Annotated in this window: 11 protein-coding genes; 5 read left to right on the plus strand and 6 right to left on the minus strand. The window is 68.7% G+C overall.

The genetic code is table 11. The features are described 5' to 3' along the window. The first annotated feature begins 572 nt into the window (after nt 1-572). The 5 genes from E3T40_RS13910 (at nt 573) to E3T40_RS13930 (ending at nt 5,056) form a co-directional block, all read left to right on the plus strand. Nucleotides 573-1,859: an MFS transporter gene (locus tag E3T40_RS13910; RefSeq protein WP_198412007.1), complete on the plus strand. Its 1,287-nt coding sequence runs from the start codon at nt 573-575 to the stop codon at nt 1,857-1,859. A 154-nt stretch (nt 1,860-2,013) separates the two neighbouring features. Beyond that, the gene (locus E3T40_RS13915; RefSeq protein WP_104170797.1) at nt 2,014-2,853 is read left to right on the plus strand and encodes a DUF4397 domain-containing protein; all 840 of its coding nucleotides are present in this window, start codon (nt 2,014-2,016) and stop codon (nt 2,851-2,853) included. 40 nt (nt 2,854-2,893) lie between these two features. Next, complete coding sequence (locus tag E3T40_RS13920; protein ID WP_206750360.1) at nt 2,894-3,541, plus strand: class F sortase; 648 nt, start codon at nt 2,894-2,896, stop codon at nt 3,539-3,541. A 29-nt stretch (nt 3,542-3,570) separates the two neighbouring features. After that, nucleotides 3,571-4,227 (plus strand): RNA polymerase sigma factor, encoded by a 657-nt coding sequence (locus E3T40_RS13925; protein ID WP_233193998.1) that lies wholly within the window; start codon nt 3,571-3,573, stop codon nt 4,225-4,227. Then, nucleotides 4,214-5,056 (plus strand): anti-sigma factor domain-containing protein, encoded by an 843-nt coding sequence (locus tag E3T40_RS13930; RefSeq protein ID WP_134544282.1) that lies wholly within the window; start codon nt 4,214-4,216, stop codon nt 5,054-5,056. The genes E3T40_RS13925 and E3T40_RS13930 overlap by 14 nt, the downstream gene beginning before the upstream one ends. A 19-nt stretch (nt 5,057-5,075) precedes the next feature. On the opposite strand, the gene hpaD is transcribed toward E3T40_RS13930, so the two are convergent. From hpaD to E3T40_RS13960, 6 genes are all read right to left on the minus strand, one after another. Further along, on the minus strand, nt 5,076-6,152 hold the full coding sequence (hpaD, locus tag E3T40_RS13935; protein ID WP_134544285.1) for a 3,4-dihydroxyphenylacetate 2,3-dioxygenase: 1,077 nt from the start codon (nt 6,150-6,152) through the stop codon (nt 5,076-5,078). A gap of 75 nt (nt 6,153-6,227) precedes the next feature. Continuing rightward, complete coding sequence (gene hpaE, locus E3T40_RS13940; protein ID WP_134544288.1) at nt 6,228-7,778, minus strand: 5-carboxymethyl-2-hydroxymuconate semialdehyde dehydrogenase; 1,551 nt, start codon at nt 7,776-7,778, stop codon at nt 6,228-6,230. A 3-nt stretch (nt 7,779-7,781) separates the two neighbouring features. Beyond that, on the minus strand, nt 7,782-8,741 hold the full coding sequence (dapA, locus tag E3T40_RS13945) for a 4-hydroxy-tetrahydrodipicolinate synthase (protein WP_134544291.1): 960 nt from the start codon (nt 8,739-8,741) through the stop codon (nt 7,782-7,784). Between the two features lie 113 nt (nt 8,742-8,854). After that, nucleotides 8,855-9,679: a GntR family transcriptional regulator gene (locus E3T40_RS13950; protein WP_134544294.1), complete on the minus strand. Its 825-nt coding sequence runs from the start codon at nt 9,677-9,679 to the stop codon at nt 8,855-8,857. Further along, nucleotides 9,676-11,235, minus strand: coding sequence for a fumarylacetoacetate hydrolase family protein (locus E3T40_RS13955; RefSeq protein ID WP_134544296.1), 1,560 nt, complete (start codon nt 11,233-11,235; stop codon nt 9,676-9,678). Before E3T40_RS13955 ends, E3T40_RS13950 begins: the two co-directional genes overlap by 4 nt. Nucleotides 11,236-11,248: 13 nt before the next feature. Then, nucleotides 11,249-12,604 (minus strand): MFS transporter, encoded by a 1,356-nt coding sequence (locus E3T40_RS13960; RefSeq protein WP_104170805.1) that lies wholly within the window; start codon nt 12,602-12,604, stop codon nt 11,249-11,251. Nucleotides 12,605-12,824 lie beyond the last annotated feature (220 nt).

The following is a 12,824-nucleotide window of genomic DNA, read 5'->3' on the forward strand; positions in this document are numbered from 1 at the left end:
TCTTTCCTTTGACAGTCAGAAACCTAGACAGGAAGCGGCGTGCGGCCGTTAAGGCGCTCCGAAACACCCACGGATAGAGCAGGGGAGCCGAGATTTTGCCCGCATCGCCCTAAACACCTTCAGAAACCCGCACATATCGCAAAATCTCCGTCGAATTCGTTCGGGCTGTGGGGCGGAGCGCGTGGGGGCTGCCCGAACCGCACAAGAGATGCTGCGCATCCGGCTGGCGCTGCTGGGCAACCGGCCGGTGTTGGGGCTAACTCAGGAGATCCGTCCGGGCCGGCCCGGACATCCGCGCTGGTTCCGCACTGATCCGGGGCGGCCGGGCCACCGGGCGACGGATGTCCTGAGTTGGCCACACGCGCGAGCTCGGCTGGCCCTGGCCCTGACGAATTCGACGGAGATTGTGCCCATAACCGCGTCCAACACTCTGGGGTGACCCGCACATATTGCAAAATCTCCGTCGAATTGGTTTGCCGCCGGCTGGGGGGAGTGAGCCCCGGCGCCTCCCCTAGGCTGGGGGTGTGCGGGCCTCGCTGCCGAGGCCGCCGAATGCCGACCGGGGGACCGTCATGACAACCGACATCCAGGATGCGATGGGTTCGGTTTCGACAGGCTCGACCACCGGATCCGGCTCGTTCACCAGCGCCCGGGGCAGGAAGTACTGGCTGGCGCCGGCCGCCGCGATCTTCGCCGTCGCCTGGGGCGGCAACGAATTCACCCCACTGCTGGTGATGTACCGACAGGCGGACGGGTTCTCCAACCAGCTGGCGAACCTGCTGCTCGGGGCCTACGTACTCGGCATCATCCCGGCGCTACTGATCGCCGGCCCGCTGTCGGACCGGTTCGGCCGCCGACCGCTGATGCTGCCCGCGCCCTGGGTCGCGATCGCGGGGAGCGTGCTGCTGGCCCTGTCCGCGGGAAATGTGCCCATGCTGCTGGCCGGCCGCATCCTCTCCGGCGTCGCCCTCGGCCTGGCCATGGCCGTGGGCACCAGCTGGGTGAAGGAACTCTCCGCGAGACCGTTCGACTTCGGGGCCGACCGTTCCTCGGGGGCACGACGGGCGACCATCGCGCTGTCCCTCGGTTTCGCACTCGGTGCGGCGAGCTCCGGAGCGCTGGCCCAGTGGGCGCCGTTCCCCGGCGTGCTGCCGTACGCGGCGCACACCGTCATCGCCGTGCTCTTCGGCCTTCTGCTGTTTTGCACCCCGGAGTCCCAGGGACGGGGCATCGCGGCCGGGGCCCTGCCGGCCGTCCACCCGGCCATCTCCCCGTACCCGCGGTTCCTGCTCCTGATCGTGCCGGTGGCGCCGTGGGTCTTCGGAACGGCCACGACCGCCTACGCCATCCTGCCGGCGCTCGCCGCGACCGAGATCCCGTCCGCGCCGGTGGCGTTCGCGGCCCTGCTCTGCGTGGTGGCTCTCGTCGCGGGAGCGTCGCTGCAGCTCTTCAGCCACCGCATCACCGCCGGGCACAATGCCCGAGGCATCATGTTCGCGCTGATGCTGACCGTCGGGTCGCTGCTGCTCGCATCCGTCGCCGTGAGCCCACCCGTGCTCTGGCTGATTTTGCCGGCGGCGGCCCTGCTCGGCGCCGCGTACGGCCTGCTGATGGTGTCGGGGCTGCAGGAGGTGCAGCGGATCGCGCCGCCCGACCACCTCGCCCGGCTGACCGCGATCTACTACGGCATCACCTACCTGGGGTTCTTCGTGCCGTTGGCGCTGTCCCTGCTCGAGCCGTGGCTCGGCTACCCGGCGATGTTCGCGGGCGGGGCCGCGTTCTCGGCCGTGTCGCTGGTGGTGGTGATGCTGGTCTTCCGCCGGGACATCTCCCTGCATCGCGCCGCGGCGAGCCGATGAAATCGCTCGCGACCTGCAGCCCGCAAAAAAGTTTTACAGAGATTTCCATGCATGTGCATCCGTTTGGGGACGTGCGAGAGAAGTAGGGGTTAGAGAGGTTTCAAGAATCTCTTCAGAGTGACCCACTCACAGATCCATTACGCAGGAGGAAACGATGCACAAGTCCCTCAAGATCGGAATGACGGCCAGCGCTCTCGGTGCTCTCGTCGCCCTCGGCGGTCTCGCTCCGGCACAGGCAGCCGAAGACGTCGCGAAGCTGTCCGTGTTCCACGGAGTTCCCGGCCTCACCGTCGACGTCTACGTGAACGACAAGCTGACCCTGGACGACTTCAAGCCGGGCGACCTCGCTGGTCCGCTCGACCTCGCACCGGGCACCTACAAGGTTGCCATCACCGCGTCGGACGCAGCGGATGCCAGCGCACCTGCCATCGGCCCGGTCGACCTCCCGCTCGAAGCCGGCAAGAACTACACCGCCGCCGCGCACCTCGACGAGGCCGGCAAGCCCACGGCGTCGCTGTTCACCAACGACATCTCGCAGCTCGCCGCCGGGGAGGGCCGCCTGACGGTTCGCCACGTGGCAGCAGCCCCCGCGGTCGATGTTCTCGCCAACGGAGCCGTTGCGATCACCGCCCTGGTGAACCCGAAGGAATCCGTGCTCACGTTGCCGGCCGGCACCATCTCGGCCGCCGTCGCCGCAACCGGAACGACTGACCCGGTGATCGGCCCGGCAGACGTCAACGTCGCAGAGGGCACGAACACGATCGTCTACGCGTGGGGCAGCCTGACCGACAAGAACCTGGCCCTGGCCGTTCAGACCATCGACGGGCTTCACTCCAACCCGGACAGCATCCCCGCCGGTGAGGCCGGTCTCGTCGCCACCAACCAGGCGGACGACTCCACGGGTCTCATGGTCGGTGGCTTCGCCGCCGCGCTGATGGGTCTGGTCGCCGCCGCCGTCGTCGGTATGCGTCGCCTGTCCGCGGCTCGCCGCTAGTCACGCCAGTCAGAAAGGGAGATCCACAATGAGAGCCACAGTGGGCACTTTCACAGTGCTCGCTGTGGCTCTCGCCCTGCTCACGGGCTGCAGCAGCGCCCCGAGCACATCATCGCCCACGGCCTACGTTCCCCCGACGAGCGCAGCGCCGACTCCGACGCCGTCGGCCCCGCTGCCCGTCGCCGAGGTCGACGTGCCGACCGTCAGTTCCTCGCTGGATCAGAACCAGACCCCGCAGGCCCGGCCGCCCCAGACCATCCGAGTCGACTCCCTCGGAATCGACATGGCAATCGAGTCCGTCGGTCTGGCCGACGACGGGGCGATGGAGCTGCCAAAAGACCCCTCGCTCGCCGCCTGGTATCGCTTTGGACCGTCACCGGCCAGCACCACCGGCGCGACCGTGATCGCCGCCCACGTCGACTCCCTGATTTACGACATCGGACCGTTCGCCCAGCTCGCCTCGGCGCGTGCGGGCACCGAGATCGTGGTGACCACCGACGACGGTCAGGAGCGTCGCTATTCCGTGGAATCCGTTCAAACCGTGGCCAAACAGGATGTGCCCTGGGACTCGATCTTCGACCGGTCCGGTCCCAACCGGCTCACCCTTGTCACCTGCGGCGGCGAATTCGACTACGACGCCCGCACCTATCTGTCCAACGTAATCGTCTCGGCGAGTCCAATCGCATGACCCAGGCACCATGACGCAGAGGGGTGGCTATGCTGGTCATCACGGTGGTCGAGGCTTGCTCTCCGGCGGAGTCTGACATGTACGACCTCCCGATGCGCTCACCAACCGGGGGAAACCGATACGACGTGACGGCACTCACCGACGAAGACGACCACGCCCAGCTCGTTCTCGCGTTTCGGGCGGGAGACGAACGTGCGCTCGCCGAGGCCTACGCCCGCTGGTCATCCCTCGTCTACACGATCGCCGTTCGTTCGCTCGGCGATCCCGGCGAAGCCGAAGACGTCACCCAGAAGGTCTTCATCGCCGCCTGGCGCGGGCGGAACGGATTTGATGCGTCGCGGTCGCCTCTGCCGGCCTGGCTCGTCGGGATCACTCGGCACACCGTTGCGGATGCCCACGAGGCCCGCTCACGACGGCGGCGGGTCGAGGAGGCTGTCCTCGTTGACACCGCGCTCAGCCAGACCGACGAATCCGCCGACATCGCGGATCGTGTGCTGATGAGCGACGAACTTCGCCGGCTCGGACCCGTTCCGCAGCAGGTGATGCAGCTGGCCTTCTACGACGATCTCACGCACACCCAAATCGCCGATAACCTCGGACTGCCGCTCGGCACCGTTAAGAGTCACATCCGCCGAAGTCTTTCGAGACTGCGCACCAGATTGGAGGCGAACGATGACACACATTGACCGGGAAAACCTCGCTCTCATTGCAATGACAGAGTTCGACCTCACCGAACCCGAACGCCAGCACCTGTCGGAATGCCCCGAGTGCTCCCTGGAACTCATCGCCCTGCAGCACACCGCCCACGTCGGCCGGTCCGCGCGCAGCGTGCAACTCGTGGAGCCCGGCGATCGAGTCTGGGCCGGCATCCACGCCGCCCTCGGCCTGTCCGACGCCGTGGCCGCCACCCCTGGGCGCAGCGGCTACGAGGCAGCGGACCAGCCCCCTGCAGCGGACCAGCCCACTGCAGTGGTCGAGCCTGTCGAGACCCCTGCACCGGTGGTCGAGCCTGTCGAGACCCCGTCCGCCACGGTCACCGACATCGGCTCCGCCCTGCGCCCCCGCCCACGCCCCCGCAACTGGATGCCGATGGCCGTGGCCGCCGGCATCGCCGGGCTGCTCGGCGGCCTCGGCGGCGGCATCTGGTGGCAGTCCGCACAGCAGCAGGAACCCGCGCCGGTGCTACTCGCCGAGGCCCAGCTGGACCCGTACCCCGGCTGGGACGCCGCCGGCAGCGTCTACGTCGCGAAGACGGCCGACGGCCACCGGGAGGTCGTGCTCGACGTCACCGGGGTGAGCGCCGACACCGATCTGCGCGAGGTGTGGCTGATCAAGGCGGATGCGTCCGGGCTGATCAGCATCGGACTGCTCGACGGTGAGTCCGGGCGCTTCGCCATCCCCGACGGCGTCGACCTGTCGCAGTACCCGCTGGTCGACGTCTCCGCGGAACCCGACGACGGCGACCCGCAGCACTCCGGCGACTCGATCCTGCGCGGGGAACTGCGCACGGCCTGACACCACCCGCACGTGAGTGTCAGAGCGTATTGCCGAGCTTGAAGCCGTGCTGCACGTCGTTCTTGCGGGTGAACGAGAACCCGTCGGCGCCGACCGTGACGGCCATCTCGCTGGACTCGGTGCGGGCGATGACCGGCTGGGGGTTGCCGTCCAGGTCGAGCACCAGTGAGGCATCCGTGTACCAGCTCGGCACGACCGCGTTGCCCCACCAGTCGCGGCGCTGGTTGTCGTGCACGTCCCAGGTGACGACGGGGTTGTCGGGGTCGCCGGTGTAGTAGTCCTGGGTGTAGATCTCGACCCGGTGGCCGTCGGGGTCGCGCAGGTAGAGGTAGAACGCGTTCGAGACGCCGTGGCGGCCGGGGCCGCGCTCGATGACGTCCGACATCCGCAGGGCGCCGAGCTTGTCGCAGATGTAGATGATGTTGTGCTTCTCGTGCGTGGAGAAGGCGATGTGGTGCATCCGCGGGCCGTCGCCGCCGGTCAGGGCGGTGTCGTGCACGGTGTCCTTGCGGCGCATCCAGGCCGCGTAGGTGACGCCGTCTTCGTCCTGGATGTCCTCGGTGACGCGGAAGCCGAGGTCCTCGAGGTAGCCGCGGCCGAGTCCCACGTCGGGGGTGACCTGGTTGAAGTGGTCCAGGCGCACGAGGGCGCCGGGACCCTGCAGGTCGTAGCGCCAGGCCAGGCGTTCGACGTGGTCGACCGAGTAGAAGAACTCGTAGGGGAAGCCGAGCGGGTCTTCGACGCGCACGGAGTCACCGACACCCTTCACGAACCCGTTGATGCGGCGTTCGGTGCGGCAGCCGAGCTCCTGATACCAGGCCTCGGCCAGACCCACGTCTTCGGGGGCGCGCACCCGGAAGGCCATCGCGGCGACTGCGGCGACCGGGCCCTGGCGCAGCACCAGGTTGTGGTGGATGAACTCCTCGAAGCTGCGCAGGTAGATCTCGGTGTCGCTCTCCTCGGTCACGACGAGGCCGAGCACGTCGACGTAGAACGCACGCGAACGGGCCAGGTCGGTGACGACGATGTCCATGTAGGCGCAGCGCAGGATGTCCGGCGGGGTCGCGGTCGGCGTGGGGATGGGGGTGGTGGTCATGGAATCCTCCTCATTGAGATGTCGCGGTGGTCGAGCGTGTCGGTGGTCGAGCGTGTCGGGACCCGGGACCCGGGATCAGTGGGCGCCGAAGCGGGCGGTGTGCACAGGCCCGAGGGAAACGTGCACGGCCTGCTGCTCGGTGTAGAAGTCGATCGAGCGGTAGCCGCCCTCGTGGCCGAGGCCCGAGGCCTTGACCCCTCCGAACGGGGTGCGCAGGTCCCGCACGTTGTGTGAGTTGAGCCAGACCATGCCCGCCTCGATCGACTGCGCGAAGGTGTGCGCCCGGGTGAGGTTGCTGGTCCAGATGTATGCGGCCAGGCCATACTTGACGCCGTTGGCCAGCTCGAGGGCCTCTTCGTCGGTGTCGAACGGCGTGATCGCCACGACCGGTCCGAAGATCTCTTCCTGGAAGATGCGGGCCGTCGGGGCGACATCCGCGAACACGGTCGGGGACACATAGTTGCCCTCCGGCAGGTTCTGGGGGCGGCCGCCGCCGGCGAGCAGGCGGCCCTCGCTCTTGCCGATCTCGACGTAGCTCATCACCTTGGCGTAGTGCTCGGGGTGCACGAGCGCGCCGACCTCGGTGGCAGGGTCGTGCGGGTCGCCGACCACGATGTTCTGTGCCCGGGCCGCATAGCGGGCGCAGAAGTCGTCGTAGATCGGGCGTTCCACCAGGATGCGGCTGCTGGCGGTGCAGCGCTCGCCGTTGAGCGAGAACACCCCGAACAGGGTCGAGTCGAGCGCGGCCTCGAGGTCGGCGTCGGCGAAGACCACGGCGGGGGACTTGCCGCCGAGCTCCATCGACATGCCCTTGAGGTTCGCGGCGCAGTTGCGGTAGATGGTCTGACCCGTGGTCGTCTCGCCCGTGAACGAGATGAGGGGGACATCCGGATGCTTGACCAGCGCGTCCCCGGCCTCCTCACCCAGCCCGTTGACCAGGTTGAAGACCCCGTCGGGCAGCCCGGCGGAGCGGAAGATCTCCGCCCACAGGCTCGCCGACAGCGGCGTGAACTCGGCCGGCTTGAGCACGACCGTGCAGCCGGCGGCCAGTGCGGGGGCGAGCTTCCAGCTCTCCAGCATGAACGGGGTGTTCCACGGGGTGATCAGCCCGGCCACGCCGACCGGTTTGCGGAAGACGTAGTTGATCTGGCTGCCGGGCACCTGGTAGGTGTCGTCGGTCTGCGCCACGATCAGGTCGGCGAAGAAGCGGAAGTTCTCGGCCGCCCGCTTGGCCTGGCCGAGGGCCTGGGTGATCGGCAGGCCGGTGTCGAACGTCTCGAGTTCGGCGAGGCGGGCATCCTGGGCCTCGACGGCGTCGGCGATCTTGTTCAGGATGCGGGAGCGTTCGCGCGGCTTCATCCTCGGCCACGGCCCGGCCACGAAGGCGGCGGTCGCGGCGGCGACGGCGAGGTCCACGTCTTCCTTCTGGCCGGCCGCGGCGGTGGCGTAGGTCTGGTTCGACACCGGGTCGAGCACGTTGAAGGTCGCGCCGGAAACGCTGTCGACGAACCGGCCGCCGATGAAGTGCTGGATGCGGGTCGGCAGGTTCTCGGGCACATGCTGCGCGCGGGTTCTCGTGGTGGTGGTGTCGGTGGTGGTGGTGTCGGTCACGGCGGTCTCGGTCATGGCTCAGGCTGCTTTCGGGGTGAAGTCGGCGACAGTGAAGCCGTCGACGGGGGAGAGGTACTGCTCGCCGGCGGCCAGGAGCGCCTGCATTTTGGCGATGCCCGCATCCGTCGGCGTGATCAGCGGCGGGCGCACGAAGCCGCTCTCGATCAGGCCGCGCAGCTCGAGCACCCATTTGCCCGGGGCGGGGTTCGTCTCGACGAAAAGCAGGTCGACGAGTGGGTGCAGGCCGTAGTGGATGCGCCGGGCCGTCTCGATGTCGCCGGCCATCCACGCGTTGTACATCTCGACGTGCGCGACCGGGGCGATGTTGCTCGTGGCGCTGATGTATCCCACGCCGCCGAGGGCCAGCAGAGGCAGGCAGAGCAGTTCGATGCCGCTCCAGACCAGCAGTTCGGGGCCGCAGAGCTGCAGCACCCGGGAGAAGTGCTCGAAGTCCTTGGTGGTCTCCTTGACGCCGACGAAGTTGTCGAAATCGCGGTAGAGGCGGGCGATGGTCTCTGGGGCGATGTCCACGGCGGTGCGGCTGGGCACGTTGTAGGCGACGATCGGCAGGTCTGGAAACTCCTCGGCCACGGTCTTGTACCAGACGTAGAGGGCTTCCTGGGTGGGGCGGGCGTAGTAGGGGGTGATGATCAGGGCGGCGTCGACGCCGGCGTCCCGGGCCGCGGCGGTGAGCTCGAGGGTCTCGTCGAGCTTGGCCGAGCCGGTGCCGGGCATGAACGGCACCCGGTCGCCGACCGCGGCGGCCACGGTGCGGATCGCGCTGGCACGCTCGGCGATGGTCTGCGAGCTCGGCTCGCCGGTGGAGCCGCCGAGCGAGATCCCGTGCGTGCCAGAGGCGAGCTGCCAGTTCACGAGGTTGGTGAGGCCGGCGTGGTCGACGGCGCCGTCGGCCGTGAACGGGCTCATCAGGGGCGCGATAGAGCCTGTGATCTGACTCGGGTCGGTGCGGAACTTCATTGTTCTTCCTTTCGAGGGCAACGGATGCGTCCGCGACTGTTGCCGAATCGGACGAATGTTCCCGGTGTGCGGGCAACAGTCGTCCGTTACGGGAACAGTTGCGGGATTGGCTGTTAGGGGGTGGAGGCGGTGGGGGCGGTGTGCTGCTGGGCGAGGAAGGCGTTCAGGGTGCCGAGTCGGTGGTCGCGCGCGGCCAGTTCGATCTGCAGGGGATCGGCGCCGTCCTCGATCAGGTCGAGCAGCGCGGTGTGCTCGGCGACGGACTCGTGCGCCCGACCGGGCACGAAGCTGAACGTGGATTCGCGCAGGGTGCCGAGCCGGCTCCAGCCCCGCTGCACCAGGTCGAGGATGTGCGCATTGCTGCAGGCCTCGAACAGGGCCGAGTGGAACTCGCGGTTCAGGCTGGTGAAACGCACCGGGTCGAAGTGGTGCAGGCACTCGTCCATCTCCGCGTTGATCTCCCGGGCGCGCAGCAGCGTCTCCGGGTCGAGCCGCGGCGCCGACAGGGCGGTGGCGTAGCCCTCGACGAGGGCCAGCGTCTGCATCGTGTGGGTGTACTCGGTGACGTCGAGCATGGCCACCTGGGCGCCGACGTTGCGCTCGAACGTGACCAGACCCTCTGCCTCCAGCAGACGGATGGCCTCCCGCACTGGCACGGTGCTGACACCGATCTCCCGGGCGATCTGCCCGAGCACCAGGCGGTAGCCCGGGCTGAAGCTGCCGTCGGAGATGCGGGCCCGGATCCACCGGTGGGCGAGCTGCGCCTTGCTCAGCGACGCCTCCGCGCCGGTGGTCGAGACGCCGGTGGTCGAGCCGGTCGCGACGCCAGTCGAGCCTGCCGAGCCTGCCGAGCCTGCCGAGCCTGCCGAGCCTGTCGAGCCTGCCGAGCCTGCCGAGCCAGTCGAGCCAGTCGAGCCAGCCGAGACCGAGGCCGTCATACCTGTTCCTCCAGCCAGACCCGATACCGGGCCTTCCACTCGGCGTTCATCGGGTAGAGCCCGTCGACGCCGTGCCCGGCCGTGACCATGGCGGCGATGAAGGTCTCCTCGCGCTCCTGCACGATGGCTGCGGCGACCACCTCCTCAACCAAGTGCGGCGGGATCACGATCAGTCCGTCGGCGTCCCCGACGATCACGTCGCCGGGCTGCACGGATGCCCCGCCGCAGGCCACGGTCAGGTCCATGTCCCACGGCACGTGCCGGCGTCCGAGCACGGCAGGGTGCGGTCCGGCGTGGTAGGTCGGGATCTCCAGGGCGGTGACGGCCGCGAGATCGCGCACACCGCCATCCGTCACGATGCCGGCCGCGCCGCGCATCTGGGCGCGCAGGGCGAGGATGTCGCCGACCGTGCCCGTGCCGCGCTCGCCGCGGGCCTCGATCACGAGCACGTCGCCCTGTCCGAGCGAGTCGAAGGCGCGCTTCTGGGCGTTGTAGCCGCCGCCGTGCGACTCGAACAGGTCCTCCCGCGCCGGAATGTACCGGAGTGTGCGGGCCCGGCCGACGAGACGGGCGCCCGGCCGGGTCGAGCTGAGGCCGTCGATCGACACTGAGTTGAGCCCGCGCTTGCGCAACTGGGCGCTGAGGGTGGCGGTGCCCACACTGTTGATCCGGGCCTTCAGCTCGGGGGTGAGGGCGAACGGCGGGGGCGTCTGCTCCGCTGTGGGTGCGGTGACGGATGCCGGTGCGAGCCCGGCCGCCTCCGCCGAACCCCACGCCTCGGTGCGCTGCAGATCGTCGACCCGCGGGCCGGCCCCGAACGCGCCGAACGGCACCGTGCCCTGCCGAATCGGGCTGACGAGGCGGCCGGTGCGGGGTGCGCCCGGGGCTCCTGGGGCATCCACTTCGACCTCGACGATGTCGCCGGGCACGACGACCGACGAACCGGCCGGCGTGCCGGTGAGGATCAGGTCGCCGGGCTCGAGCGTGAGCAGCTGCGAGAGGTCGGCGACGAGCCGGCCGAACCCGAAAAGCAGGTCGGCCGTCGTGTCCTCCTGTACGAGCGTGCCGTTGACCCAGGTGCGGATGCGCAGCGCTGCCGGGTCGAGGCCGGCCGCCGGCAGCAGTGTCGGCCCGACGGGGGTGAAGCCGTCGGCGCCCTTCGAGCGCAGGTTCGAGCCCTTGTCGGCGTAGCGCAGGTCGTACACGCCGAAGTCGTTGGCGCAGGTCACGTGCGAGACCGCCGCCCAGCCCTCCTCGGGCGAGACGCCGCGGGTGCGGTTCCCGATCACCAGCGCGATCTCGCCCTCGAACACCAGCAGCTCGCATCCGTCGGGCCGTTCCACCGGCGTGCCGCTGGAACTCCGCGACGACGCCGGTTTGAGGAAGTACGACGGCTGCTCCGGCGTGCGGCCGCGCTGGGCGGCCCGGCTCGGGTAGTTGAGGTGCACCGCAATGATCTTGCCCGGTGTGGCGAGATCGGTGGTGGCGGTGACGCTGATACCCGCGCTGTTGCTTGCGCTGACGTCGGCGGCGCCCACGGAGGTCGAGTTCGGCATGTTTTGCGGCTTTCTAGTCGTGCTGGGAAATGCCGAGCGGGACTCCACGGGTTTCCTTCACCACGGAGACCGCGACGAAGGAGATCGTGGCCAGCACCATGATGTAGATGCCGATCGACGGTGACCAGGCGGTCTCGTCCAGCAGCAGCTGCGCGATCAGGGGAGCGAACGCCCCACCGAGGATGGCACCCATGGCGTAGCCGATGGACACGCCCGAGTAGCGTACCTGAGCCGGGAACATCTCCGCGTAGAGCGCCGCCTGTGGACCGTACGAGAAGCCGAGCCCGCTGGCCAGCACGACGAGCGCTACCGTGAACCAGAGGATCTCGCCGGTGTCGATCAGCAGGAACATCGGGATGGCCCAGAGGAACAGCCAGGCGTAGCCGAACTGGAACGTGCGGATGCGCCCGATCTTGTCGGACAGGATGCCGCCGATCATCGTCGACGCGAGCCAGAACGCGGCGGCGATGGTGCTGGCCAGCAGCACGGGGGAGCGTTCCATGCCCAGGCCGCCGGCCTCGACCGGCTTGGTGGCGTAGGAGGAGAAGAACGCGATCAACAGGTAGCCGGCGGCGTTGTTGGCGATGAAGATCAGGGCGGTCAGGATGACTTGGCGCCAGTGGCCGCGGAAGAGCTGGCGGAGGGGGGCGGCCGATTCTTTCTTGCGATCCTGCATCTCCTTGAAGACGGGGCTCTCGTCGACCGAGCGGCGAATGATGAAGCCGACCACGATAAGCAGCACCGAGACGAGGAACGGGATGCGCCAGCCCCAGGCGAGGAAGGCCTCCTCGCTCATCGTGCTGGTCACCAGGAGCATGACGCCGGTGGCGAGGATGAGTCCGGTCGGCACGCCGATCTGCGGGTACGCGCCGAAGAATCCGCGCTTGTTGACCGGGGCGTGCTCAACCGACATCAGGGCGGCACCGCCCCATTCCCCGCCGGCCGAGAAGCCCTGCAGGATGCGTAGCACGATCAGCAGGATCGGCGCCCAGACGCCGATCTGCTCGAAGGTCGGCAGGAGGCCGATCAGTGCCGTGGCCGCGCCCATGATGACGAGGGTCAGCACGAGCATGGCCTTGCGGCCGAGGCGGTCACCGAGGTGGCCGGCCACGACCGCGCCCAGCGGGCGGAAGAGGAAGCTGATGCCGAGGGAGGCCCAGGCCACGAGCTGCGCCAGACCGGCGTTGTCGTTGGCGAGCGGGGCGAAGTACAGCCCGGCCAGCACGAGGCCGGCGGCCTGCGCGTAGATGAAGAAGTCGTACCACTCGATGGTGGTGCCCACCATGGTGCCGGCGAGGACCCGGCGTTCCTCGTGTCGTTTCGCGGCGGTCGCTTTCGCGGCGCTCGTTCGGTCGGTCGTCAATGCCATGGAATACCCCTTTGTATTTCCCTGTGTGGTGCTGGAATCGTGCGATCTCGAAACGGTATCACAAATCGTATATTATCTACAGGGGTAGGAACGGGGTCGTCCGGGGGGCCTGGATGGTGCCGCCGTCTCGTGGTCCGGATGCCGCCGTGCGCCGGGCCGGCTGCCGGCGCCCGCCCGGCTGCCGGCGCCCGCTCGGTCGGCGGCGCTTGGTCGAAGCGCC

This window comes from Cryobacterium sp. TMT1-19, from assembly GCF_004403055.1.
Taxonomy (GTDB): domain Bacteria; phylum Actinomycetota; class Actinomycetes; order Actinomycetales; family Microbacteriaceae; genus Cryobacterium; species Cryobacterium sandaracinum.